Origin of the sequence: Streptomyces sp. APSN-46.1 (assembly GCF_022815725.1) — a bacterium.
Classification (GTDB): Bacteria; Actinomycetota; Actinomycetes; order Streptomycetales; family Streptomycetaceae; genus Streptomyces.
In genome coordinates this window covers 988,711-1,013,712 of the sequence record NZ_JALGRF010000001.1, presented here as the reverse complement: position 1 = coordinate 1,013,712, position 25,002 = coordinate 988,711, and the positions used below count along the sequence as shown (strand labels likewise).

12 protein-coding genes and 6 pseudogenes are annotated in these 25,002 nt (G+C 70.5%); 9 read left to right on the top strand and 9 right to left on the bottom strand.

Translation table 11 applies throughout. From position 1 onward, the window contains the following. Nucleotides 1-7: 7 nt before the first annotated feature. From MTF65_RS04550 to MTF65_RS04540, 3 genes and pseudogenes are all read left to right on the top strand, one after another. Nucleotides 8-1,177, top strand: a pseudogene (locus MTF65_RS04550) (WD40/YVTN/BNR-like repeat-containing protein); the annotation flags it as partial. Between the two features lie 65 nt (nucleotides 1,178-1,242). Continuing rightward, nucleotides 1,243-3,291 (top strand): beta-galactosidase, encoded by a 2,049-nt coding sequence (locus MTF65_RS04545; RefSeq protein WP_243626882.1) that lies wholly within the window; start codon nucleotides 1,243-1,245, stop codon nucleotides 3,289-3,291. 38 nt (nucleotides 3,292-3,329) lie between these two features. Further along, a complete protein-coding gene (locus tag MTF65_RS04540; protein ID WP_243626881.1) occupies nucleotides 3,330-4,046 on the top strand; it encodes a GH12 family glycosyl hydrolase domain-containing protein in 717 nt (238 codons plus the stop codon). A gap of 57 nt (nucleotides 4,047-4,103) precedes the next feature. On the opposite strand, the gene MTF65_RS04535 is transcribed toward MTF65_RS04540, so the two are convergent. From MTF65_RS04535 to MTF65_RS04500, 7 genes and pseudogenes are all read right to left on the bottom strand, one after another. Further along, nucleotides 4,104-5,120, bottom strand: coding sequence for a LacI family DNA-binding transcriptional regulator (locus MTF65_RS04535; protein ID WP_243626880.1), 1,017 nt, complete (start codon nucleotides 5,118-5,120; stop codon nucleotides 4,104-4,106). 204 nt (nucleotides 5,121-5,324) lie between these two features. Then, a complete protein-coding gene (locus MTF65_RS04530) occupies nucleotides 5,325-7,079 on the bottom strand; it encodes a cellulase family glycosylhydrolase (protein WP_243626879.1) in 1,755 nt (584 codons plus the stop codon). 41 nt (nucleotides 7,080-7,120) lie between these two features. Continuing rightward, nucleotides 7,121-8,635, bottom strand: coding sequence for a glycoside hydrolase family 43 protein (locus tag MTF65_RS04525; protein ID WP_243626878.1), 1,515 nt, complete (start codon nucleotides 8,633-8,635; stop codon nucleotides 7,121-7,123). Between the two features lie 44 nt (nucleotides 8,636-8,679). Then, nucleotides 8,680-10,525, bottom strand: a pseudogene (locus MTF65_RS30650) (alpha-galactosidase); the annotation flags it as partial. A 12-nt stretch (nucleotides 10,526-10,537) separates the two neighbouring features. Further along, complete coding sequence (locus tag MTF65_RS04510) at nucleotides 10,538-12,523, bottom strand: beta-galactosidase (RefSeq protein ID WP_243626876.1); 1,986 nt, start codon at nucleotides 12,521-12,523, stop codon at nucleotides 10,538-10,540. Between the two features lie 183 nt (nucleotides 12,524-12,706). Further along, nucleotides 12,707-13,813 (bottom strand): SGNH/GDSL hydrolase family protein, encoded by a 1,107-nt coding sequence (locus MTF65_RS04505; protein WP_243626875.1) that lies wholly within the window; start codon nucleotides 13,811-13,813, stop codon nucleotides 12,707-12,709. 43 nt (nucleotides 13,814-13,856) lie between these two features. After that, on the bottom strand, nucleotides 13,857-14,885 hold the full coding sequence (locus MTF65_RS04500) for a non-reducing end alpha-L-arabinofuranosidase family hydrolase (protein ID WP_243626874.1): 1,029 nt from the start codon (nucleotides 14,883-14,885) through the stop codon (nucleotides 13,857-13,859). On the opposite strand from MTF65_RS04500, the gene MTF65_RS04495 reads away from it, so the two are divergent. Further along, a complete protein-coding gene (locus tag MTF65_RS04495) occupies nucleotides 14,844-15,899 on the top strand; it encodes an SGNH/GDSL hydrolase family protein (RefSeq protein WP_308407102.1) in 1,056 nt (351 codons plus the stop codon). The genes MTF65_RS04500 and MTF65_RS04495 overlap by 42 nt on opposite strands. Nucleotides 15,900-15,908: 9 nt before the next feature. Here the strand turns inward: MTF65_RS04495 and MTF65_RS04490 are convergent. Continuing rightward, nucleotides 15,909-18,319, bottom strand: a pseudogene (locus MTF65_RS04490) (SpoIIE family protein phosphatase). 518 nt (nucleotides 18,320-18,837) lie between these two features. Between MTF65_RS04490 and MTF65_RS04485 the strand changes: the two are divergent. The 5 genes and pseudogenes from MTF65_RS04485 to MTF65_RS30155 all read left to right on the top strand — a co-directional run bounded on the left by MTF65_RS04485 (nucleotide 18,838) and on the right by MTF65_RS30155 (nucleotide 23,377). Next, the gene (locus MTF65_RS04485; protein WP_374207177.1) at nucleotides 18,838-21,531 is read left to right on the top strand and encodes a beta-L-arabinofuranosidase domain-containing protein; all 2,694 of its coding nucleotides are present in this window, start codon (nucleotides 18,838-18,840) and stop codon (nucleotides 21,529-21,531) included. Nucleotides 21,532-21,591: 60 nt separating this feature from the next. After that, nucleotides 21,592-22,206, top strand: a pseudogene (locus MTF65_RS04480) (glycoside hydrolase family 2 TIM barrel-domain containing protein); the annotation flags it as partial. A gap of 7 nt (nucleotides 22,207-22,213) precedes the next feature. Beyond that, a pseudogene (locus MTF65_RS30645) lies at nucleotides 22,214-22,522 on the top strand (glycoside hydrolase family 2 TIM barrel-domain containing protein); the annotation flags it as partial. Beyond that, a pseudogene (locus MTF65_RS30640) lies at nucleotides 22,486-23,094 on the top strand (beta-galactosidase domain 4-containing protein); the annotation flags it as partial. The pseudogenes MTF65_RS30645 and MTF65_RS30640, both read left to right, overlap by 37 nt. Next, nucleotides 23,090-23,377 carry a hypothetical protein gene (locus tag MTF65_RS30155; RefSeq protein ID WP_308407100.1) on the top strand — a complete coding sequence of 96 codons (288 nt, stop codon included), beginning with the start codon at nucleotides 23,090-23,092 and terminating at the stop codon, nucleotides 23,375-23,377. The pseudogene MTF65_RS30640 and the gene MTF65_RS30155, both read left to right, overlap by 5 nt. Before the next feature lie 63 nt (nucleotides 23,378-23,440). Here MTF65_RS30155 and araA read toward each other — a convergent pair whose 3' ends face one another. Beyond that, a complete protein-coding gene (gene araA, locus MTF65_RS04465; RefSeq protein ID WP_243626872.1) occupies nucleotides 23,441-24,952 on the bottom strand; it encodes an L-arabinose isomerase in 1,512 nt (503 codons plus the stop codon). Nucleotides 24,953-25,002 lie beyond the last annotated feature (50 nt).

Below are 25,002 nucleotides of genomic sequence, written 5' to 3'. Positions count from 1 at the left end.
GTATGTCATGAGCACGTTTCACCTCAGCCGACGCTCCATTCTTGCCGGTTCCGCTGCCGCGCTCGTCTCCCTGCCGACGATTTCGGGGCAGGCTCAGGCCGCCGCTCCCGCTCCCGCTGCCGTCGCGAAGAGCGGCTACCGGTGGCGCAATGCCGTCATGGGCGGCACCGGGTTCATCACCGGCGTGCTGTTCCACCCGTCGGTGCGGGGGCTCGCCTACGCCCGGACCGACATCGGGGGCGCCTACCGCTGGGACGACCGGACCGACCGCTGGATCCCGCTGACCGACCACCTCGGCTGGGACGACTGGAACCTCCTCGGCGTCGAGGCCATGGCCGTCGACCCCGCCCACCCGGGCCGTGTCTATCTCACCCTCGGCACCTACACCCAGTCCTGGGCCGGCAACGGGGCCGTGCTGCGCTCCGAGGACCGGGGGGCCACTTGGAAGCGTACCGACCTCACCGTGCGGTTCGGCACCAACGAGGACGGGCGTGGATGTGGTGAACGGCTGCTGGTCGACCCACGCAGCGGCGACACCCTGTGGCTCGGCACCCGGCACGACGGGCTGCTCAAGTCGACCGACCGGGGCGCGACCTGGAAGGCCGTGAGCTTCCCGGCCACCCCGAGCGCCACCGGCCAGGGCATCACCCTCCTCGTCGCCGCGGGCCACAGCGTCTACGCCGGCTGGGGCGACTCCGACGGCACCGCCGACCACCCCAACCTGTACCGCACGTCCGACGGAAAGACCTGGGAGCCCGTCCCCGGGCAGCCCACCGGCGCCGCCGCGAAGGTGCCGATCCGCGCCGCGTACGACCGCCACACCCGCGAGCTGTACGTGACGTACGCGAACTCCCCTGGCCCCAACGGCCAATCGGACGGCAGCGTGCACCAACTGGGCACCGCCGACGCCAAGTGGACCGAAGTCACTCCGGTGAAGCCCGGCGGGGCGACGAGCGACGGCGCCGGCTTCACCAAGGTCGGCAGCTGCCGGGCCTCGCACACCCTGGGCTTCGGCAAGGCCGCCAAGGGCGCCTCGTACCCGGCGATCTACATGGCCGGCGGGATCGAGGACTTCAACGCCGTCTACCGCTCCGACGACGAGGCCAGGACCTGGACGCGGATCAACGACGACCAGCACCGGTGGGGATGGACCGGCGCGGCCATCACCGGCGATCCGCGCGTCCACGGCCGGGTCTACCTCGCCACCAACGGGCGCGGCGTGCAGTACGGGGAGCTCGTCTGATGCCCGGCCTGAGTGACGCGACACGCGGCCGTCTGCTCTTCGGCGGCGACTACAACCCGGAGCAGTGGCCCGAGGAGACCTGGCAGGAGGACGTCCGGCTGATGAAGGCGGCCGGGGTCAACTCGGTCACCCTGGGTGTCTTCTCCTGGTCGACGCTGGAACCCGAGCCCGGCGCCCGGGAGTTCGGCCGGCTGGACACGCTGATGGACCTGATGCACGAGAACGGCGTCGGCGTCGTCCTCGCCACCCCGACCTCCTCGCCCCCGCCCTGGATGGGCCGGCTGCACCCGGACACCCTGCCCGTCACCGAGGACGGCCGCACCGAGTGGTGGGGCGGCCGGCAGCACTTCTCGCACTCCAGCGCCACCTACCGGCGCTTCGCCGCCGCCATCACCGAGGACCTCGCCGCCCGCTACGGCGGCCACCCGGCCCTGACGATGTGGCACATCAACAACGAGTACTGCACCTTCGACTACGGCGACGAGGCCGCGGCCGCCTTCCGCCGCTGGCTGCGCGAGAAGTACGGCACCCTCGACGCCCTCAACGAGGCCTGGGGCACCGCCTTCTGGAGCCAGGGCTACGACACCTGGGACGGCATCCTGCCGCCCCGCCTGCCCCACTGCATGCGCAACCCCACCCAGGTGCTGGACTTCCGGCGCTTCACCTCCGACATGCTCCTGGAGTGCTACCTCGCCGAGCGGGACATCGTCCGCCGCCACACCCCGCACCTGCCGGTCACCAGCAACTTCATGCCGCTGTGGATCGGCCAGGACGCCTGGCGCTGGGCCGAGGAGGAGGACGTCGTCTCCGTCGACATCTACCCGGATCCGCGCGACCCGCTGGGCGCCCAGAGCGGCGCCCTCGTCCAGGACATGACCCGCTCCCAGGCGCGCGGGCCGTGGATGCTCATGGAGCAGGCCGCCGGGCCCGTCAACTGGCGGGGCGTGAACCACCCCAAGCCCCGGGGCCTGGGCCGGCTCTGGTCCCTCCAGGCCGTGGCCCGGGGCGCCGACGCCGTCTGCTACTTCCAGTGGCGGCAGTCCCGTCAGGGCGCGGAGAAATTCCACTCCGGCATGGTCAGCCATGCCGGCGAGGAGGGCCGGACGTACCAGGAGGTCAAGCGGCTCGGCGCGGAGCTGGAGCGGATCGCCGCCGAGATGACCGGCCGGAACATCACCGCGGACATCGCGGTCCTGCACGACTGGCACGCCTGGTGGGCCGGCGCCCAGGACGGCCGCCCGTCCACCCAGGTGGACTACCCGGACGTCCTGCGCGCCTGGCACCGGGCCCTCTGGCAGGCGCACCTCACCACCGACTTCGCCCACCCCGAGCACGACCTGACTCCGTACTCCGTGGTCATCGTGCCGCAGCTGTACGCGCTCACCGACGCGGCGATCGACAACCTCCTCGCCCATGTCCGCCGGGGCGGCACCCTCGTCTGCGGCTTCCAGACCGGCGTCGCCGACGAGGACGACCGGGTCCGCGCCGGCGGCATGGATCCCCGGCTGCGCGAGCTGTTCGGCATCCGCACCCTGCACGAGTGGTGGCCGCTGGACGCGGGGGAGACCGTCACCTGCGAGGGCTTCCGGGGAACCCTGTGGTCCGAGGAACTGGAGGCCGACGGCACCGCCGAGGAGACCGTGCCGTACAAAGGCGGTGAACTCGACGGACTGCCCGCCGTCCTGCGCAAGGGCCGGGCCTGGTACGTCTCCACGCTCCCGGAGCCGGAGGCGCTGCGCGACCTGCTGGCCGGGATCGCCTCCGGCGCGGGCGTCCGGCCGGTGCTCGACGGCCTCCCCGAGCAGGTCGAGGCCGTCCACCGGGGCGAGGCGCTGTTCGTGCTCAACCACGGCCGCGAGCCGGTGACCGTCGAGGTGCCCGGCACCCACCACGACCTCCTGACGGGGACGGCCGTCACCGACCGGGTGACCCTCGGCCGCTACGGCGTGGCGGTGCTCCGGCCATCGGCGTCAGGACTTCTTCCGGTGACGCAGCAGGTCGATCGCGTCGCCGGAGAGGACCACGTCCTCCGCCAGGGGCCGTGGTAGCACCCCCACAATCTCCCCCCACCCATGGAAGGGACACCATGGTCACAAGCGCGATACGTAAAATCACCATGGCGGTGCTGGCGCCGGCGATGGCTCTCGGTGCCACCGTCGGCCTGGCCTCCGCTCCCGCTTCGGCAGCAGTCTGGAACTCCTGCGACCAATGGGGCAGCACCAGCCTGGACGGCTACAAGCTCTACAACAACGTCTGGGGCTCCGGCACCGGCAGCCAGTGCCTCTGGGCAAACTCCGGGACCGGCTGGGGTGTGTGGGCCAACCACCCCAACACCGGCGGCATCAAGTCCTACCCCAACTCAACGAAAACGATCAACAAGACGATCGACTCCCTCGGCCGGCTCACCAGCAACTACAACGTCAGCGTCCCTTCGTCCGGCGCGTACAACACGTCGTACGACATCTGGGACACCGACCACCAGTACGAGATCATGCTCTGGGTCAACTACAACGGAGCCGTCGGCCCGATCGGCACCTGGCAGGCCAACGTCACGGTCGGCGGCCACAACTGGAACGTCTACAAGGGCACCAACGGGTCGAACCAGGTGTTCTCGTTCCTGCGGACGTCCGACTCGAACTCCGGCACCGTGGACGTCAAGCCGATCCTCAACTGGATCGCGCACACCAAGGGCTGGATGCCCGGCAACGAGACCATCGGCGACGTCCAGTTCGGCTATGAGATCACCTCGTCGTCCGGCGGGCTGAACTTCACCACCAACAACCTGACCGTCAGCGGAGGCTGACACGACATCAGGGTGCGTTCAGGTTCTCCACGGGGTGCCGGAACGAAGCTGTAGGGGTCAGGAGGCGGCGGAGGGTGCCGACCCGGTACTCTCCCGTACCGTCAACTCGGGTGCGATGAGCACGACTTCATCGGTGCCGCAGCCGTCGAGCTTGGCGACCAGACGCTCCACCGCGTGCCGGCCCATCTCCTGCGCGGGGATGGAGACCGACGTCAGGCGCACCGAGGCCTGGACGGCCACCGGGTCCGGGCAGATCGCGACCACCGACACGTCCTCGGGCACGGCGCGGCCCTGCCGGCGCAGCAGGGCGAGCAGCGGCTCGACCGCCTGCTCGTTCTGCACGACGAACCCGGAGGTGCCCGGGCGCTCGTCGAGGATGCGGGCGAGGGTGACGGCCATCGCGTCGTAGCCGCCCTCGCACGGCCGGTGCAGCATCCTGATGCCCAAATCCCGTGCCCGGGAGCGGAGTCCGTCGAGGGTGCGCTCGGCGAAGCCGGTGTGCCGTTCGTAGACCGCGGGGGCCTCGCCGATGACAGCGATGTCGCGGTGGCCGAGCATCGCCAGGTGCTCGACGCACAATGCGCCGGTGGCTTTGAAGTCGAGGTCGACGCAGGTCAGCCCTGAGGTGTCGGCGGGCAGTCCGATCAGCACGGACGGCAGGTCGGTGCCGCGCAGCAGCGGCAGGCGCTCGTCGTCGAGTTCGACATCCATCAGGATCATCGCGTCGGCGAGCCCACTGCCGGTGACGCGGCGGACGGCGTCGGGACCCTCCTCGCCGGTCAGCAGCAGCACGTCGTACCCGTGCGTCCGGGCCGTCGTGGCGACCGCGATGGCGATCTCCATCATCACCGGCACATACATGTCGGTGCGCAGCGGAACCATCAGCGCGATGATGTTCGACCTGCTACTCGCCAGGGCCCGCGCGCCCGCGTTCGGGTGGTATCCCAGCTCGCGGATGCTCTGCTCGACCCGCAGTCGGGTGTTCGCGGAGATGGACCGCTTGCCGCTGAGGACATAGCTCACCGTGCTCGCCGACACTCCGGCGTGCTGGGCGACCTCGACGAGGGTTACCATCCAGCTCTCCCAGCTTGTGAAACGCTTCGACAGTGTGCGCGTATCGTTTACGCGCGAAATGTACGCTGACCCTATCGTCAGCCTGGGCGTGTGTCCATCCTTGCGTCGAAGCGCTTCGACGCGCCGCGCCGCGCCACTTCGACGCGCCTTTCCCCCGCCCTGGCCGCCCGGGGGTGCGGGCGGCCAGGGCGAGGGCGCGGCAGGTCAGGAGAGCGTGCCGGTGACCGAGCTTCCGGACTTGATGACGTGGTAGGTGACGGTGGCGCCGCTGTAGAAGTGGAAGACCAACGTCGCCGGTTCCCCGTCGCGGAGCGCGTTGAGAAACTCGGGGGTCAGGATGATCGTCCCGTTCGGGTAGTCGGGCGAGAAGGCCTTGTTGAACTCCTGGAACGGAGTCCAGTCGGTCTGGCCGGCGTTGGTGCCGTCGGCGTACGTGGCGTGCATGGTCGCCAGGTCGTTGCCCCGGTACTGGGTGGGGACGGAGAACGAGCCGGTGGTGCCGGTGGCGTCCGACACCGTCGGGACGTCGTTGGTGACGATGTCGATGTTCCAGGGCAGCCCACGGGTGAACCGGGCCTGGAGCGTCGAGTTGACGCCGTAGGCGCGGTTGCCGACCAGGCGGATCAGCGCCTCGGCGGTGAAGGTCAGCTGGTTGCCGGAGACGGTGTAGTCCCGTCCGGCGACCAGCTTGGTGCCGCCCCGCCACACGCCTCGGAAGCTGGTGCCGTTGAGGTTCAAGGTGAGCGACTTGGCGGTGACCGGGCTGGACTTCGGCACGAAAACCTTGTCGAAGGAGGCCGTGCCCGAGCGGGTGGTCCAGCTCGACTTGATCACGGCGAACAGGGCCGGGTCACGCCACTGGAGGGTATCGCGGTTCAGGTAGGCGAACGGGTCCCACAGGGCGGTGGTGATGCCGTACCTGCGCGCCCCGTGGCCCACATGCTCGAAATACTTCAGCGCCTCGCCCCGCTCGACGCGGGAGGGGTGGAAGTGGTTCGGGTAATCGAGCAGACCGTACTCCCCGAGATAGGGCGGGATGCCCTTGGCGACGAAGGTGCGGTGCATGTTGGCGAAGGAATCCTCCAGGTGTTTCTGCGCGACGGCGTCGTACAGGGTGCCGCCCGCGACGTTCACGCTGAACGGGTACCAGCTGTAGAAGTGCACCTGCGCAATGAGCTGACGGTCCTTCAGCGCGGCGATCGTGGTGTACAGGTTGTCCAGGTGGATCTGGTCACCACTGCCGCCCGGCGTGGTCAGCGACAACATGCGGCTCGCGTTCGCGCCGCCCGAAGCGCGGACCACGGAGTGGAACGAGGTCTGCAGCTCGTTCAGGTAGGAGACCTTCTGCGCGTCCGTGGCGTTGGCGAAGCTCGGCTCGTTGATGCCCTCGAAGATCAGAGTGCGCGGCGCGTCACGGAAGGTCGTGGAGATCTGGGACCAGGTGGAGTTGAACCGGGCCAGCACGTTGTCGTGGTCGCTCGTGATCTTCTCGACCCACATCCACGAGTCGTGGTGGACGTTGAGCACCACGTACAGGCCGTCGGCCAACGCCCAGTCGACGAGCTGCTTGACGCGGGCCATGTACGTGGCGTCGATGGTGTACGGCGCGGTGGCGGATTGGTGGCCGCTCCAGGTCACCGGGATACGGACGCTGCGGAACCCCTGCGCGGCGATGGTGTCGAACGTCGCCTTGGTGGTCTGCCCGTTGCCCCAGGACCCCTCGTCCGGGATGGCGTCCAGGGTGTTGCCCAGGTTCCAGCTGGGCTGCATCTGCGCGACGGCGTCCACGGGGTTGTCCGGAACCCAGACCACCGGCCACGACGGCTTCCGGTAGGCGCCGGGCGCGGCCAGCGCGGTGCCGCCGGTCAGCCCCACCATGACGACCAGCGTCAGCAGCAGGGCGGCCAGGCGGCCTGGGCCCCGGCTGCGGTGCTGCGCGGGCTGCCGTATGTCCTTCATGTGTCATGCCTTTCGGTCGGTCGTGCGGGAGGGGGCCTGGTTCAGCCGTCGACGGGCTCGTACGCGAACCAGTCGAAGTGGACGGTGCCTTCCGCGGCGTACATGCCGATGACGCGGCCGGTGAAGCCGCCGGCGACCTCGGTCGACAGGTAGCGGCCGTCGAGGGTCGCGAGCTTGCTGAACGTGCCGTCGGGCTGCTCGACGCCGAAGGAGACGACGTCGGGTCCGGTGCACGGTCCGTGCGGAGACGGCGGTTCCGTGATCGTGACGGCGAGGACCACCGGCCCGGCGGGCACGGACCGTGCGGCCACGACCGCGCGCAGGGAGCCGACGCGCGCGATGACCTGTACCTCCGTACCGGACACCTCGATCGCGTAGTGGTGCTGCTCGTCGAGCCGGACGGCAAGGCCGCCGCGACCTTCCGAGGGGTCGGTCAGGGTCCGTGCCGTGCACGCGAGGTGCTGCTGGCGTCGGCCGGTGAACACCACGTCGGGTTCGTCCAGGGAGTTGCCCCGCGCGCGGAGGGTCAGCCAGCCGGGGCGCTCCTTGGTGGTGCAGTGTTCGGCGGGCCGGTCGCGCAGGGAGATCCAGAACGGTCGCAGCTCGGCGAGCTCGAAGTCGTCCCGCTGCTCCTCGACGGGGCCGGGGGAGAGCGGCCACGGGAGCTCGGGCAGGTCCAGGGAGACCTCGCCGACGACCGGCCAGTCGTCCACCCACGTCACGGGGGCAAGGAAGGTCTCCCGGCCGAGCACGTGCCAGCCCGGCGTGCCGCCGCCCGGTCGGACGCCGAGCAGGACCATCCACCAGGAGCCGTCCGGGCCTTGGACCAGATCGGCGTGCCCGGTGTTCTGGACGGGGTGGTCGGTGCCGCGGTGGGTGAGGATCGGGTTGGCCGGGCACGGCTCGAACGGGCCGGCAGGCGTACGGCCGCGGGCGATCGACACGGCGTGGCCGCGTTCGGTGCCGCCCTTGGCGATGAGCAGGTACCAGTAGTCGCCGATCCGGTACAGGTGCGGCGCCTCCGGGGCCTTGGCGCCGGGCCCGCCGGACCAGACCCTGTGCGGTGTTCCGTACGTCTGCCCGGTGGACGGGTCGATACGGACCTGCGAGCCCCCGGCGACCGTGCACCAGCAGGTGCCGTCCTCGTCCCAGACCAGGTCGGGATCGATGCCGGGGACACCCGGCGCCCAGATGGGGTCCGACCACGGTCCGGCGGGGTCGGTGGCCGTGACGATCAGGTTGCCGCCGCCCTCGCTGCAGTTGGTGACGATCAACCAGAAGCGGCCGTCGTGGTGGCGCAGGGTGGGGGCGTAGATCCCGCCGGAGGACGGCATGGAGGCGGGCAGACGCAGTTGGTCAGGCCGGTCCAGGGCGTTGCCGATCTGCGTCCAGTGCATCAGGTCGCGGCTGTGGAAGAGGGGTACGCCGGGGAAGTACTCGAAGCTGGAGCAGGCCAGGTAGTAGTCGTCGCCGACACGGCAGACGCTGGGGTCGGGGTGGAGGCCGGGGATCACGGGGTTGGCGGAGCGTCCGTCCGGCTGGCGCAGCTGGGGCACCCGATGGGTCCTCTCGTCGATGCGTGATGCGGGCGTGGGGTGGCTCAGGGAGCGCAGGGGTCTGCGGGGGTGATGCGGAGCAGGACGGCGGACGGCGCGGTGGGCAGGGTCAGGCTCAGCTCGGCCGTGTCGGGCGTCCAGGCGGGAACGGCCCGACCGACCGAGGGGTAGAGCAGGTCGACACGGGCAGCGGTGCCCCGTAGCTGGGACAGGTGAAGCGTCGCCGTGGCGTCGGTTCCGGGGCGGCGCCAGGCGGTGAGGTAGGTGGTGGCGGGAGTGTGCAGGGCCAGGGCGATCCATGGGTCGTCCCAGGCGGGAAGGCCCAGCGGCCAGGACGGCACGGCTTGCGGCAGGTCGGCGCGGATGGCCTTGTACACCGCTACCGCCTCGTGGACCAGGGCGCGGGCCTCGGGCTTGAGTTCGAGAATGCGGCCGGAGAGATGGATCCGGCCGAGGAGCGCGCCCGCCATGGTGAAGGCCACCTCGTCGAGGGAGTCCTCCGGTTGGGGGTACGCCCAGACGGCACCCTGTTCGGGGGTGACGGCGGTGGGCGCGGAGGCCGCGATGGGCGCGTAGAGGTCGAGGTTCTGCTGGTCGCTGGTGGACTGCAGCTGCATCCGGGAGAGCATGGCCTCGTCCCAGCGCATGCCGCCGGCGGCGCAGTTCTCCACCACCAGGTGCGGATACCGGTCGAGGACGCCGTCGAGCGAGTCGAGGTGCGCCCGGTTGTGGCCTCCGTGACGCGGGCGCCGTCGCGGCGGAAGAACGCCCCGTTGGGCAGGGACTTGGCCAGGGGCTGCGTACGCCGATCACCTCCGGCTCCAGCCACAGGCCGGGGACCATGCCGCGCTCCCGGATGCGGTCCAGCACCTCGTGGATCCCGCGCGTCCCGGGGAACCGGGAGGCGGCAGCCTCCCAGGCGCCGACGCCGTTCCACCAGCCACCGTTGTCGTTGTCGTCGTACCAGCCGGCGTCGATCACGAAGTATTCCGCGCCCGCATCGGCCGCCGCGTCGATGAGCGGCAGCAGCTTCCCGGTCGTGGGGTCGCCCATCAGGCAGTTCATGCAGTCGTTGAAAAAGACGGGCAGGCGCTGGTGGTCGGCATGCGGGCGGCGCTGGGCGCGGCGGTAGCGGGTCAGCGCGGCGAACGCCGCGTCGGGGCCGCCGTCGGCGCTGAAGGACAGGGCGGCGGGTACGGTGCGAAAGGCGGCGCCGGGTTCGAGGGAGTGCCGCCAGCCGTGATGGGTGTCGGTGGGCCCGAACAGCGCCGCGTAGACCGCCTGGTCGTGCTCCGCGCACTCCCAGCGCCAGCCCCCGCCGTTGTGCTCGATCTGCCACACCCAGGTGCGGCCGGTACGGCGGTCCGTCAGGCCGCCCATGGGGAGGCGTCCGCAGCTGGACCAGGCGCCCTGTCCGTTGAGGGTGCAGCCGGCTCTGCCGTGCCCGTTGGTCACCCGTCCGCCGTGGGCAGGTGTGGTCAGGCGCATCGGCTGTCGCCGCCAGCGGCATTCGGCGAGCCAGTCGTTCTCCGCCCACAGCAGGTCCGCGGCGTCGATGGCCGCCGGATCCTGGGGGGTCAGGCAGCCCACAGCGAGCGAGCTGACCGACTCCAGGTGCAGGGTGGTCTGCCCCGCGTTGCGCAGGGTCACCTCGGTGCGGAGCACGGGGATGCCGTCCGGTGATCGGTAGGTCACTTCCGCGACCAGCCCGGTTTCCGGATCGTGGAGGTGGACGGTCAGTGTGTGCCAGCCGCCGTCGTGGGTCGCGCGGTGGCTCCGGTGGCGCAGACGCCCGCCGAGATCGGTCCCGATCAGGCGGTCGCCCGACCAGCCACGGCTGAAGGGCTTCGTGCCCCCAGTGGAAGGGCCCTTGTTCCTTGGCCATGGTGGCCCCCATCGAGGTCAGTGCCCGCGCAGAACCGCGCAACCGCCGGGCGGCAGTTCGTGCGCGAGGGCATCGGTGAGCAGGTCGTGGGCGGGTTCCGGCAAGGGCACGGCCTCGGGGGTGTGGTTGAGCAGGACCTGCCAGCGGCGGCCGTCGGGTGCGTGCCGGGTGACGGCTTCGACTCCGGCCGGCAGGCCCGGCAGGTCCGGTTCGACACCGGCCTCCCGCAGCAGGCGGCCGGCCAGGGCGGCGTAGTCGGCGTCGTCCAGGCGGGTGGAGAGGTACCAGCCCTGTCCGCTGCCGGAGCGGTGCCGGGTGAGGGCGGGGCTGCCCGTGAGCATGCCGTGGGTGTAGGTGGCGAGCGTCTCCGCGCCCTTGGTGCGAAGGGACTCGCTCCAGACCGTGCCGTGCGACCCGTCCGACAGGGTGATGCGTTCATCCGTCCGCAGCGGCCGGTGCTCCTCGACGCGGATGCCCAGCGCCTCGCGCAGCGGGCCCGCAGGATAGCCGCCCAGCCGGGCGTGCATGCGGTCGTCGACGAATCCGCTCGCGTGCTGGACGAGGAGCGTGCCGCCGCCCTCGACGTAACGGCGCAGGTTCTCGGCGCCCTTGTCGGACAGCAGGAACAAGGACGGGGCGATGACCAGCCGGTAGCGGCTCAACTCGTGCTCCGGGTGGGCGAAGTCGGCCGTGACCCCCGCGTCCCACAGCGCCCGGTGCGCCTCGGCGAGCGGCGCGTGGTAGTCCAGTCGGGCGGAGGGCAGGCCATCCACCTCCAGCGCCCACATGGCGTCCGGGTCGTCGAGTACGGCGACCGGCGCGGTGACCGTGGATCCCGCCAGCTCGCCGAGCCGGGCGACCGCCTCGCCGGTCTGGGTGACCTCGCGGAAGATGCGGCTGTCGGGACCTGCGTGCGGCAGCATCGCCGAGTGCCAGGTCTCGGCACCGGCCCGGGACTGGCGCCACTGGAAGAAGAGGGCCCCCTCCGAACCGCGCGCGATGTGGCCGAGGCTGTGGCGCAGGATCTCGCCGGGCTCCTTGCCGAGCACCTGATCGCCGTCGTAGACGGTGCTGGTGCCCTGTTCCATCAGCAGCCACGGGCGGCCGCCGGCCAGGGAGCGGGAGCGGTCGGCGTAGAAGGCGACGTGGGCGGCGGAGTCCAGGCCCGTCTCGGACGGGTACTGGTCGGAGGTGACGACGTCGAGTTCGCGCGCGAAGGCCCACAGGTTGAGCCTCAGGTAGTAGGGCAGCATCAGGTTCGTCGTCACCGGGCGGTCGCTGTGCGCGCGGATCGCGTCGCGCTGTTCGCAGTACGCGGCGATGATCTCGTCGCCCCAGAAGCGGTGGAAGTCCACTGTCTGGCCGGGGTTCTTGTGGTAGTTCGTCGCGCGTGGCGGCAGCACCTGCTCCCAGGAGGTGTAGCGCTGGCTCCAAAAGGCCGTTCCCCAGGCCTCGTTGAGCGCGTCCAGTGAGCCGTGGCGGGCGCGCAGCCACACCCGGAACGCGGCGGCCGTGTGGTCGCACCAGCAGAGCGTGCCGTACTCGTTGTGCACGTGCCACAGCGCGAGGGCGGGGTGCTCGCCGTACCGCTCGGCGAGCGCGGAGGCGATCCGGCGGGCCGCGCTGCGGTAGGCGGGGGAGGCGAGGCAGTACGTGTCGCGGCTGCCGTGGACGAGGCGGGTGCCGTCGGCCCGGACCGCCAGCGCATCGGGGTGGGCCAGGGTGAACCAGGGAGGCGGGGAAGCGGTCGGGGTGGCCAGGTCGACGGCCACGCCGTTCGCGTGCAGGCGCTCGATGTGGGCGTCGAGCCAGGTGAAGTCGTAGCGCCCCTCCTCCGGTTCGAGCAGGGCCCACGAGAAGACGCCCACCGTGGCCAGGTTGAACCTGGCCCGACGCATGAGCTCGTCGTCCTCCTTCCAGGCCGGCTCGTGCCACTGCTCGGGGTTGTAGTCCCCTCCGAAGGCCAGGCCACCCAGGCGGTCGGTGATGCTGCGAGTCGTCATGACGGTTCCTCGGGTACGGAGAGTCGAGTCATGCTGCGGCAGTGTCGAAGCGCTTCACTTAGGGGCAAAGTTAACGGACAAATTTCGTGTGAAACAAGGGCATCTACCGGGTGGAATCCATCAGCGAAGCGCTTCGACACCGCTTGTCCGGCCGCACCGCGGGCAGGCGCGAACCGGCGGGGGTCATCCGGCGGTCAGAGCGGTCCACTTCTGGTTGGAGCCGCCGTGGCAGTCCCACAGGTGGAGCTGCGTGCCGTCGGCCGTGGAGAAGCCCGGATCGTCGAGGCAGCGACCGGAGGCGGGGTTGCGGTAGCCGCCGTTGTAGGGCTGCCAGACCTGGTTGGCGCCGCCGTGGCAGGCCCAGATCTGCACCTTGGTGCCGTTGGCGGTGCCCCCGCCGGCGGCGTCGAGGCACTTGCCCATGGAGCGCAGCGTGCCGTCGGTGTAGGCGGACCAGAGCTGGTTGGCGCCGCCGCCGCAGCCCCAGATCTGGGCAGCGGTTCCGTCGGCCGTGCCGGCGCCGTTGACATCCAGGCACTTGCCGGTGACGCCGGACTCCACGCGTGCGGCGGCGGGGGCCGGGTTCCTCAGCCACCCGGCGCCGTCCGCGGCCTGGATGCCGCGGTGGAAGGCGTCTGCCATCTTCTGGTAGCCGGTGTCGTTGGGATGCAGGGTGTCGGCCAGGTCGGCCGTGGTCAGGCTGCTCATGTCCACGTACGCGACGTGCTTGCCCGCGGCCTGTGCCTCGCTCACGATCTGGGGAATGGCCTGGTTGTACGCGGCACGGTACTGCTCCTCCGAGCCGCTGGTGGACACGACCAGGGAGGCCACGAGGACGGTCGCGTCGGGGGCGGCGGCGGTGATCTGGTTGACCAGCGACTTCAGCCGGGCGGTGGCGGTGGCGGGCTGGTAGCTCCCGTTGAGGTCGTTGGTGCCGATCTCCAGCGTCACGACGTTGGGCCGGTAGCGGGTCAGCGAGGCGTCGGCGAGTGCGGCGATCTGGTCGATGCGGTATCCGGAGTGGCCTTCGTTGTCGGGGTCGGACATCGAACCGCCCCGCAACGTGCCCACGAAGTCCAGCGGATGGCCGTCCCCCGCAAGCTTGTCCCACAACGGACCCCGGTAGCCGTTGCCTGTACTGCTCCCCACACCCCAGGTGATCGAGTCGCCCAACGGCATGACCCGCAAGGGCGTGGTCGAGGCGGCGGAGGCGGGGGTCACACCAACGGCTGCCACCCCGAGCGTGGCAGCGACAAGAGTGATAAGTGGTAGAAACCAAGGCTTTCTCATGCAGGCGTCCTCTTCTGCGAGTGATGGGTGATGGTTCGGGCGGTCAGCAGGAGGAGTTGGTCTGGGTGAGCAGTCCCATCCGCCAGGGCAGGTCGATGTAGTCGGCCTCGGTTTTGGGGTCGATGCCCTGGTAGACGTACTGCAGCCGGCACGGATTGATGGTCAGGGTCTGGTCGTTGCTCTCGCGGACCAACTCGCCGTGACTGAAGTCCTCGGTCCAGACCCCGCCCGGGAAGGTGACGTTGTCGCGGCCGGCGAAGGATTCGTTCTCCGTGTCGGCCAGGGGGGTCCAGCTGCCGGTGAGGCTGGTCGAGGTGAAGGAGCGGAAGTAGCGCCGGCCCGAGGTGTTGCTGATGGCCTCCTGGAGCAGCAGGTACTGGTTGCTGCCGGAGACCTTGTACACGTTGGTCGCCTCGAACAGGTTGTTCTTCGTGTCCGACATCACCATCTGGGTGTTCCCCAAGCCGTTCGGGAAGTTCGCCAGGCCGGTCTGGGCGCGGTAGATGTGCCCGTTGTCGTCACTGAAGAACAGGTGGCAGTCGGTGGTGTCGCAGATGACCCAGAAGTCGATCCAGGTGCCCTTGCCCTTGTTGTCCTTGACGATCTGCGGCTCCTCGGACATGAGGAGGCGGGGCGCGGACCACGAGTGCGGGTCGGCCGGGTTTGTGCTGGTGGAGTACGTGGGCGGACCGGTCTGGTAGACCATGTACCAGAGGTTCTGCGGCGCGAAGTAGAACACCTGGGGCGCGGCCCGGTAGCCGGCGCCCATGGGCGAGGTGTCGAGGTAGGTGTGCGGCGCGGAGGCGGCCTGGGACCAGTCGCTGAAGTTGAACTGCGCCAGACCCCAGCCGGACGGGCTGGCGGTGGTCGCGAAGGTCAGCCACTGGTTGTTGTGCCGCACGATCGAGAAGTCCTTGATCGCCGCTACGTCCGGGTGCTGGGCGTCCGGCTTCGGGCCGGCCAGGATGCCGCTGGAGGACCACCGGAACGTCGACGGCAGCGCGCCTCCACCGCGGACGGCGCGAAGGTCGTGCAGTTCACCGACTGGGGCGGGGCCAACCAGCAGTGGCAACTCGTCCGCGCGTCGGGAGTGCTGGCGCAGGTGCACACCGCCGGGCGGGTCAAGGACGCCGGGAACACGGTGCAGTACAGCTGGCCCGGCGTGTACTTCGAGGGCCGCGTCAGGGGCACCGGCGTGGGGATCGTGCTCAACGACTCGGCGGCCGATTACGACGTCCAGGTCGACGGAGCTACTGTCGCCACGCTCGTCACGCCCGGCAACACCACGCACTGGATCAACGGGCTGCAGGACCGTGAGCACGCCGTCCGGCTCGTCAAGCGCAACGACAGCCCGGGCGACACCAGTACGTTCGGGGGCTTCTTGGCCGCGCCCGGCGGTGCCGTACTGAGCAAACCGACGGCCCGCAGCCGTCAGATCGAGTTCATCGGCGACTCCCTCACGGTGGGCTACGGCAACCTCTCGACCTCCCGCACCTGCACCTGGGACCAGGTCAAACGGAGCACCAACTCTGATGTGAGCTACGGCGCCCTCACCGCCCGGCAACTGAATGCCGACTACCAGCTCCATGGCTATTCGGGCCTCGGCATGGTGCGCAACTACAACGGAGGCTCGTCGGATGTCACGTACCGGACCTTCTACGACCGCGCCCTGTTGAGCGTGTCCGGCGACGTCTGGCAGAACCCGGGCACCTGGCGCCCTCAGCTCGTGGTGGTCAACCTCGGCACGAACGACTTCTCGACTGCCGTCAACCCCGGTGAGCCGTGGACGCCCGAGAGCCTCGCGGCCGGCTACCGCGGCGCCTACGACGACTTCCTCCAGAAGCTGCGTACGCGCTACGGGACCGGGACGACCATCGTGGCAGTCGGCGCCGGCCAGTACGCCGGCCATGTCCAGCAGGTGGTCAAGGCACGCAACGACGCCGGTGACAACGGGGTCCGCTACTGGTCCCTCGACGACTCGGGCCTGGACTTCCTCGGCTGCGACTGGCACTACTCGGCCCACGACGACCGGCTCATCGCCGACCGGCTCACCTCGTTCATCGCCGGTCTCCCGACAGGCTGGTGACGACACGACCTAGGGGAGGGCCTGCGCGCACCAGATCGTCTTGCCGCTGGTGGTCTGCCGGGTGCCCCACCCCTGGGTGAGCTGGGCGACGAGCAACAGGCCCCGGCCGCCCTCGTCGAAGTCTCGGGCCCGGCGCAGGTGCGGAGCGGTGTTGCTCGCGTCGGAGACCTCGCAGATCAGGGAAGTATCGCGAATCAGCCGCAGCCTGATCGGCGGCTCGCCGTATCTGATGGCGTTGGTGACCAGCTCGCTGACGACCAGTTCGGTGACGAACGACGCCTCCTCCATGCCCCAGGCGTCCACTTGGTCGACGGCGAACTTCCTGGCGCGCGGCACCTGCGAGGGGTCGGGCTCGACCTCCCAGTCGGCGACGTGGTGGGGGTCCAGCGCGTGAGTGCGAGCGAGCAGCAGGGCGGCGTCGTCGGTGCGGTGTTCGGGGAGCATGGCGTCCATCACCGTGTCGCACAGGGCCTCAAGTGAGGTGGCCGAGTGGTTCAGGACCCGCTGCAGTTCGGCGATCCCCTGGTCGACGTCGCGCTCGCGGCTTTCCACCAGGCCGTCGGTGTAGAGGGCGAGCAGGCTGCCCTCGGGCAGTTCGAGCTCGGTGGCCTCGAAAGACAGCCCACCGAGGCCGAGCGGCGGTCCCGGCTGTGCGAGTACCGGGGTCACGGTGCCGTCCGGGGAGATGATCAGAGGCAGCGGATGGCCGGCGCTCGCCAGCGTGAAGCGGCGCGAGACCGGGTCGTAGACCGCGTACAGGCAGGTCGCCCCGAACTCGCCGGTCGCCTCGAACTCGCCGGCGGGCTGAAGATCGCTGGAAAGGTGGAGGACCAGGTCGTCCAGGTGGGTCAGCAGCTCGTCCGGCGGCAGGTCGACGTCGGCGAGGGTACGGACCGCCGTACGCAGTCGGCCCATGCTGGCCGAGGCGTGCAGGCCGTGGCCGACGACATCGCCGACGACCAGGGCGACCCGGGCGCCGGACAGCGGAATGACGTCGAACCAGTCACCGCCCACTTCCGCGCCGGTCCCGGCGGGCAGGTAGCGGGATGCCACCTCGATCGCCTCCTGCCTCGGCAGTCGCTGCGGCAGCAGGCTGCGCTGCAGGGTCAGCGCCGTGGTGCGCTCGCGCGAGTACCGGCGGGCGTTGTCGACGGCGACCGACGCCTTGGCGGTCAGCTCTTCGGCGAGGATCAGGTCGTCGGCGGTGAAGGCCTCGGGCCGGTCGCGGCGGGTGAAGGCGACGACGCCGAGCAGCGCGCCGCGCGCCCGGAGCGGCACGGTGATCCGGCCGGTCAGCCCGTCCGCGGCGATGGCCCCGTCGATCACCGGGTTGCCCGGCGGCCAGTGGGCCGGGTCGGCGGCGAGCCCGGGCCCGAAGGCCCATTCGCCGCCCTGGCCCGGCTCGGCGGCGAGCTCAACCATGGACCTGCCGGTGGCCATGCAGCGGGCGGCGACGGAACCGGGGGTGTGGCTGATCGCCGTCGTGGGCCCGGGCGCCCGGTCGGTGTCCTCCTTCGCGCTGTGCTGGGCGGCACGGCTGAGCGTGATGGTCTCGCCCGGGGCGAACGCGGACGCGGAGGGCGGTTCCTCTCCGCGCAGCACCTCCTCGAAGAGATCGACGCTGACGAGGTCGGCAAATCCCGGCACCGGGGCCCTGGCCAGTTCTGGGCAGTACCGATCACGTCGAGTGTCCGGCCGATGCCGCCGCCGGCCTTGTTGAGGATGAGCAGGCGTTGCCGAGCCCAGTACTCGGCGCTCATGTCGAATCCCCAGTTGGCGACGGCGCGGACCCTGCCCTCGGCATCTCGGACGGGCCACATGCTGGTGGCCCAGGCGTTGGCGTAGTTGCTGCCGAGCGGGCGGAAGACGGTGATGAGACGTGCGGGCTCGCCCGTCCTCGCCACCTCGGAGAGCCGGCCGGTGTAGGCCATGTCGTCCAGTTCGGGGAACAGCTCGCGGTACTTCTCACCGAGCACCTGCTCCTCGGAGTGCGCCATCACCCGGCACGCGGAGGCGTTGACCCACAGGAACCTCAGCTCAGGGTCGTAGACGCCCAGAGCGAAGGGGCACTGCTCGAAGGCCCGGTCGGCGATCACCGGGCGGCGCCCCCACGGCTGGGCGGTCACCACGTGGCCCAGCGCACGGCCGTCCGCGCCGCGCAGCGGATGGGCCGTCAGCACGGCGTCCACCGTGGAACCGTCCCGGTGGCGCAGCGGGACGACTCCCGTCAGGTCGGAACCGATATCGTGGTTCCCGGGGGAGCTGGGTGGGCGATCGACCAGCAGGTCGGTCACGGGCCGTCCCACGGTCTCCTCCGCCGTCCAGCCCAGGAGCAGCCGCCCGCCTTCGCCCCAGCCGCTCACGATGCCGTCCGGGTCGACCACGACGGAGGCAGTCGGGGCATCCCGCTCGGCAGCCATCTCCACGCGCCACGCCTCCGTCCGGACAGCGGTGCTCGCCAGGACCAGTGTCCAGCGGCTGTTTCCAGCCTAGGTGCGCTCCGTCTGGCGCGCGCCACGGTCACGGTTCGTATCAGGGTGGCGAACACCACGTGACCGGCGCCTTTCGCGCAGGCTGCCGTCCGAGGGGAGCGGAGCAGGTGCGCACGGTGCGGGGACGGCTTTGCCGGCACTGCCGTCGAAAGTATTGACACGCTAATTGTGAGCGTTAACACTCGTGCGACAGGCGGGTGCCGCACCGAATCCCCCGGGCCGGCGACCACCCCTTGCGGCAGCCGGTCGAAGCCCAACACGCCGTGTGCGCCGATCCCTTGGCCGCCGTACTCCCTGACGCCTGTCACCACCGGCCCCGTCCCCCCAGCAGGGACATGACCGCCGGGGGACGCATCGACGTGACGCGACCACACCCCCGACCCCGACTTCTTCTCTTACGGACCATGGAGTTCGCCATGCCGGCTCACCCCTTCAGCCGCCGAGCCATGATCAAGGCGACCGGCGTCGCGGCCGTGTCCGCGGCTGCCGGCCCCGTCCTCGGATTCGCCTCCGCCGCGGCGGAGACATTCCCGGTCAGGTCCGACGTCGGAGTGTCGACGTTCCCGTTCGACCTGGGGCAGGTCCGGCTCACCGGCAGCCGATGGCTCGACAATCAGAACCGCACCCTGGCCTACCTCCGCTTCGTCGACGTCGACCGCCTGCTGTACAACTTCCGCGCCAACCACCGGCTCTCCACCAACGCGGCGGCCCCGACCGGAGGCTGGGACGACCCGGCGTTCCCCTTCCGCACCCACGTGCAGGGCCACTTCCTCACGGCGTGGGCCCAGGCCTACGCCGCACTCGGGGACACCATCTGCCGCGACAAGGCCGACCGCATGGTGGCCGAACTCGCCAAGTGCCAGGCCAACAACTCCACCGCGGGCTTCTCCGCCGGCTACCTCTCGGGCTTCCCCGAGAACGACTTCACCAGCCTCGAAGCAGGCACGCTGAACAACGGCAACGTCCCGTACTACTGCATCCACAAGACCATGGCCGGTCTGCTCGACGTGTGGCGCCTCATCGGCAACACACAGGCCCGCGACGTGCTCCTCGCGCTCGCCGGCTGGGTCGACCGACGCACCGCCCCGCTCAGCCGCAGCACGATGCAGTCGTCGTTGGGCGTCGAGTTCGGCGGCATGAACGAGGTGCTGGCCGACGTCTACCAACAGACCGGCGACGCACGCTGGCTGACCACCGCCCAGCGGTTCGACCATGCCGCGGTCTTCGACCCCCTGGCTGCGAACCAGGACCAGCTGGGCGGCCTGCACGCCAACACGCAGGTACCCAAGTGGATCGGAGCCGTCCGCGAGTACAAGGCCACCGGGACGACCCGCTACCGCGACATCGCCGCCAACGCATGGACGATGTGCACCACCTCGCACACCTATGCCATCGGCGGCAACAGCCAGGCGGAACACTTCCGGGCCCCGAACGCCATCTCCGGCTTCCTCGTCCGCGACACCTGCGAGCTCTGCAACTCCTACAACATGCTCAAGCTGACCCGGGAACTGTGGCAGCTGGACCCCGGCCGGGCGTCGTACTTCGACTTCTACGAGAAGGCGCTGCTCAACCATGTCATCGGCGCCCAGAACCCGGCCGACCCGCACGGACACGTCACCTACTTCACCCCCCTCAACCCGGGCGGCCGCCGCGGCGTGGGCCCGGCGTGGGGCGGCGGTACCTGGAGCACCGACTACGGCACGTTCTGGTGCTGCCAGGGAACGGGCGTCGAGTCCAACACCAAGCTGATGGACTCCATCTACTTCCACGACGGCACCACCCTCACGGTGAACCTGTTCCTCCCCTCCGTCCTGCACTGGACCCAGCGAGGCATCACGATCACCCAGACCACCTCCTACCCGGCCGGCGACACCACGACGCTCAAGGTCACCGGCAGCGTCGGCGGGACCTGGTCGATGCGCGTCCGCATCCCCGCATGGACCTCGGGCGCCACCGTCAGCGTCAACGGCGTCGCCCAGACCGTCACGGCCAACCCGGGCACCTACGCCACCCTCACCCGGTCCTGGGCGTCGGGCGACACGGTCACCCTGAAGCTCCCCATGCGGGTGGCCCTCCAGGCCGCCAACGACAACCCCGCTGTCGCGGCGATCACCTACGGCCCCGCCGTCCTCGCCGGCAACTACGGCAGCGCCACACCGTCCTCCCTCCCGGCCCTGGACCCCTCCTCGATCACCCGAACCAGCAGCACCGCCCTCGTCTTCACGGCCACCGCCAACGGCACGAAGATCGACCTCGCCCCGTTCCACGACGCCCAGGGCTTCAACTACACCGTCTACTGGCGGACCGACGGTCCCGGCTTCCGTCTCGTCAACGCGGCCAGCGGACTCGTCCTCGGCATACGGGACATGTCCACCGCCGACGGCGGCCTCGCCCTGCAGTGGGCCGACACCGGCACAGCCGACCACGACTGGGCCCTCATCGTCGACGGCACCGCACTACGGCTGCGCAACCTCCACAGCGGCAAGGTCCTCGGCGTGAAGGACATGTCCACCGCCGACAACACCCCGATCCTCCAGTGGGCCGACACCGGCACCGCCGACCACCGGTGGACCGTCGTGGACGCCGGCAGCGGCTACCACGAGCTTCAGAACGTCCACACCGGCAAGCTGCTCGGCATCGAAGGCGGCTCCACCGCCAACGGCGCCGCAGCCGTACAGGTACCCGACACCGGCGCCCCCTCCGGCCAATGGCAGTTCGTCCCCGACGGTGCCAGGCGCATCCAGAACGTCGCCAGCGGGCGGGTCCTCGGCGTGAAGGACATGTCCACTGCCGACGGCGGCCTCGCCATCCAGTGGGACGACAACGGCACCGCCGACCATCTCTGGACGGCCGTCCTCGACACCGGCGGCTACCTGCGCCTGCGCAACTCCCACAGCGGCAAGGTCCTCGCCGTGGAGAACGGCGGCACCGCCAACGGCGCCCGGATCGTCCAGTGGGCGGACAACGGTACCGCCGACCACCGGTGGCGCCTGCGCCACGGCGGCGGCGACACCTTCAGGATCCAGTGCGCCAACAGCGGCCGCGTCCTCGGCGTCTCCGGCGCCTCCACCGCCCAGGGAGCCCAGACCGTCCTGTGGGACGACAACGGCACCACCGACCACCTGTGGCGCTTCATCTGACCCGGCGTGAACCGGCACGAGTTCGACCCCGATCACGGCCGTGCGCTCTCCCTCGAAGCCATGCGCCGCGACGTGGAGTTGATGAAGCAGCACAACATCAACGCCGTGCGTACCGCGCACTATCCGCCGCACCCCGCGTTTCTCGACCTGTGCGACGAGCTCGGCCTGTGGGGCATGGTCGAATGTGACCTGGAGACCCATGGCTTCGAGTACGCCGACCCGGAGCGCTGGCAGCGCAACCCCTCCGACGACCCTCGCTGGCACGACGCCTACCTCGACCGAATCGAGCGGACCGTGGAACGGGACAAGAACCACCCGAGCGTCATCCTTTCGTCGCTCGGCAACGAGGCCGGGGACGGGCGCAACCTCCGGGCCATGGCCGAGTGGGTTCGCCGGCGCGACCCGTCCAGCCCGATCCACTACGAGGGCGACCGGCTCGGCGAGTACACCGACGTCCACGGCGAGATGTACCGGCCGCCCGCCGCCGTCGCTCGGATCGGCCGGGCACAGCTCCTGCCGGGCGAGGTCTCCTACCCGGCCCGCGCCGGCTCCGGCGACCCGGCGGACGACCCGCGCAACCGCAAGCCCTTCCTGCTCACCGAGTTCGCCCACGCCATGGGGAACGGGCCCGGCGGGCTCGCCGAATACCTGCAGCTGTGCGGCGCATACCCGCGGGTCCAGGGTGGCTACGTCTGGGAGTGGATGGACCAGGGACTGCGCACCCGCGACGCCCAGGCGCGAGTTCTTCGGCTACGGCGGAGACTTCGGCGAGGACCTGCACGACGGCAACTTCATCTGCGACGGCCTGGTCCTCCCCGACCGCACCCCCTCACCCGGTCTCCTGGAGTACGCGAAGGTGATCGCCCCCGTCCGAATCGGCCCCGGCCCGGAGGCGGGCACCCTCGCCGTGGAGAACCGCTACGAGGTGCTGGACCTGTCACATCTGCGGTTCACCTGGTCGCTGGCCCGCGAAGGGGTCGAGCTGGCCCACGGCGTGCTGCCCACACCGGAGCTCGCCGCCGGGCAGCACGGCCGGCTGCCGCTGCCCGGCTGGACCCTCCCCCAGCTACCGCTGGGAGGTGCCCCCAGGGCGCGGAGGACGGCGGAGGCGAGCTCTGGCTCACCGTCCAGGCGGAGCTGGGCAAGCCCGCCGACTGGGCCCCCGAAGGTCACGTGGTCGCCTGGGGACAGCTCCAGCTCTCCGCGACGGTCCGCCGCCGACCGATCGGCCTGCCGGGCCCGGCCCGCAGCGAGGGCGAGCACATTCTGCTCGGCCCAGGCCGCTTCGACCGGACCACAGGAGCTCTGCTCGGCATCGGCGGACTTCCCCTCCGCGGACCACGGCTGAACCTGTGGCGCGCCCCTACCGACAACGACCGCGGCTGGTCCCAGCGCGACGCCGCCTACTGGAAGGAGCGCGGGCTGGACCGACTGCGGCAGCGCACCGTCTCCGTCACCCCTGACGCACACGGCGTGGCCGTCGTCGTGCGCAGCGCCGCCGCCGCGGGCAGCTCGGGCTACCTCACCACGTACGTGCGCCCCCAGGAGAACGGAAACCGTGCGGACGTCCGCTGGGCCACCTTCACCGACGGAGCCGGGAACGGACTGCGCGTCGGGGGCGAGGAGCCGTTCCCATTTCGCCGCGCGCCGCTGGACAGACCGACAGCTCGACGCCGCACGGCACCAGAGCGATCTCGTCCCGGGCCCGGTGATCCACCTCCACACCGACCACGCCGTCCAGGGCCTCGGCACCGCCGCTGTGGGACCCGGTGTCCTGCCTCAGTACCGGCCCGAACTCGCGTCGGCGGACTTCGCGTTCATCCTGACTCCCCTGCAGCAGAGCTGAGACCACCGAGCGGCCCGCCGCACCAGAGTTCCTGGTGCGGCGGGCCGCCCGGTCACCGCTGGTTCACAGTCCCCGTGCCAGCCGGTGGTACGCCTGGTTCCAGCGAAGATCGCGCCGGAACTGCTTCGGGGTGGTGGTCTCGTCGATGAGGGCGAGTTCCAGGCGGAGCATTTCCGCCAGGTCGTCGAGGTGGTCGGAGGTGAGGGCGGTGCTGAGGACGGTGTGGTGCGGTCCTCCGGCCGTCAGCCAGGATTCGGTGGAGGTCCGCAGGTCGGGGTGGGGCCGCCAGACCGCGCGGGCAACGGGCAGGGCGGGCAGCGGGTGAGGGGGTGCCACCACGTCGATGTCGTTGGCGATCAGGCGGAAGCGGTCGCCGAGGTCGGCGAGCCCGACCACCACGGCCGGGCCGGGGGCGGCGTCGAACACCAGGCGCACCGGGTCCTCCCGCCCGCCGATGCCGAGGGGATGGATCTCGCAGCTGGGCCTGGCGGCCGCGATGGTGGGGCAGACTTCCAGCATGTGCGCGCCGAGGATGAGCTCGTTGCCGGGTGTCAGGTCGTAGGTGTAGTCCTCCATGAAGGAGGTGCCGCCCGGGAGACCGGCGGCGGCCACCTTGAGGGCGCGCAGCAGGACGGCGGTCTTCCAGTCGCCCTCTCCTCCGAAGCCGTATCCCTGGGCCATGAGCCGCTGGACCGCGAGGCCGGGCAGCTGGCGCAGTCCGCCCAGGTCCTCGAAGTTGGTGGTGAAGGCCCCGAAGCCGCCCGTTTCGAGGAAGGCGCGCAGGCCGGCTTCGATGCGTGCCGCGTAACGCAGCGAGTCGTGCCGTCCGCCTCCCGGTCGCAGTTCCGGCGTCAGGTGGTACAGGTCCTCGTACTCCTTGACCAGGGAGGTCACATCCGTCTCGTCCGCGCTGTCGACGACCTCCACCAGGTCATTGACGCCGTAGGTGTTGACGGAGACGCCGAAGCGCAGCTGGGCCTCGACCTTGTCGCCCTCGGTGACGGCCACGTCGCGCATGTTGTCGCCGAAGCGGGCGACCTTGAGGGTGGCCAGCTCGGAGCGCGCGGCGGCCGCCCGCGCCCAGACCGCGACGCGTGCGGTCGTCACCGGATCGGTGACGTGGCCGGCCACGGTCTTGCGGGGTACGCCGAGACGGGCCTGGACGTGCCCGAACTCGCGGTCTCCGTGAGCGGCTTGGTTGAGGTTCATGAAGTCCATGTCGATGGTGGCCCAGGGCAGGGCCACATTCGACTGGGTGTGGAGGTGCAGCAACGGTTTGCGCAGCGCGTCCAGTCCGGCGATCCACATCTTGGCCGGCGAGAAGGTGTGCATCCAGGCGATGAGCCCGATGCACCGGTCGTCGGCGTTCGCGTCGAGGCATATCCGGCGGATGGCGTCGGCGTCGGTCAGTACCGGCTTCCACACCACGCGCGCGGGAATGCCGGAGGCGTCGGCCAGCGCGGCGGCGATCTGCCGCGACTGGTCGGCGACCTGCTTCAGCGTCTCCTCCCCGTACAGGCCTTGGCTGCCGGTGAGGAACCAGATGTCCTGGGCGGGGGATGTTCGGCTGGTCACATGGACTCCTGAAGGTGACGTCCCGCAACGGTGGTGAGGGCGGCGGGCGG

What these genes read in the sequence shown, in the direction of transcription:
- MTF65_RS04540 (WP_243626881.1), top strand. Translation starts at nt 3,330, where the DNA reads ATGGTCACAAGCGCGATACGTAAAATCACCATGGCGGTGCTGGCGCCG.
- MTF65_RS04545 (WP_243626882.1), top strand. Translation starts at nt 1,243, where the DNA reads ATGCCCGGCCTGAGTGACGCGACACGCGGCCGTCTGCTCTTCGGCGGC.
- MTF65_RS04510 (WP_243626876.1), bottom strand. Translation starts at nt 12,523, where the DNA reads ATGACGACTCGCAGCATCACCGACCGCCTGGGTGGCCTGGCCTTCGGA.
- MTF65_RS04505 (WP_243626875.1), bottom strand. Translation starts at nt 13,813, where the DNA reads ATGAGAAAGCCTTGGTTTCTACCACTTATCACTCTTGTCGCTGCCACG.
- MTF65_RS04485 (WP_374207177.1), top strand. Translation starts at nt 18,838, where the DNA reads ATGATCAAGGCGACCGGCGTCGCGGCCGTGTCCGCGGCTGCCGGCCCC.
- MTF65_RS04530 (WP_243626879.1), bottom strand. Translation starts at nt 7,079, where the DNA reads ATGAAGGACATACGGCAGCCCGCGCAGCACCGCAGCCGGGGCCCAGGC.
- MTF65_RS04535 (WP_243626880.1), bottom strand. Translation starts at nt 5,120, where the DNA reads ATGGTAACCCTCGTCGAGGTCGCCCAGCACGCCGGAGTGTCGGCGAGC.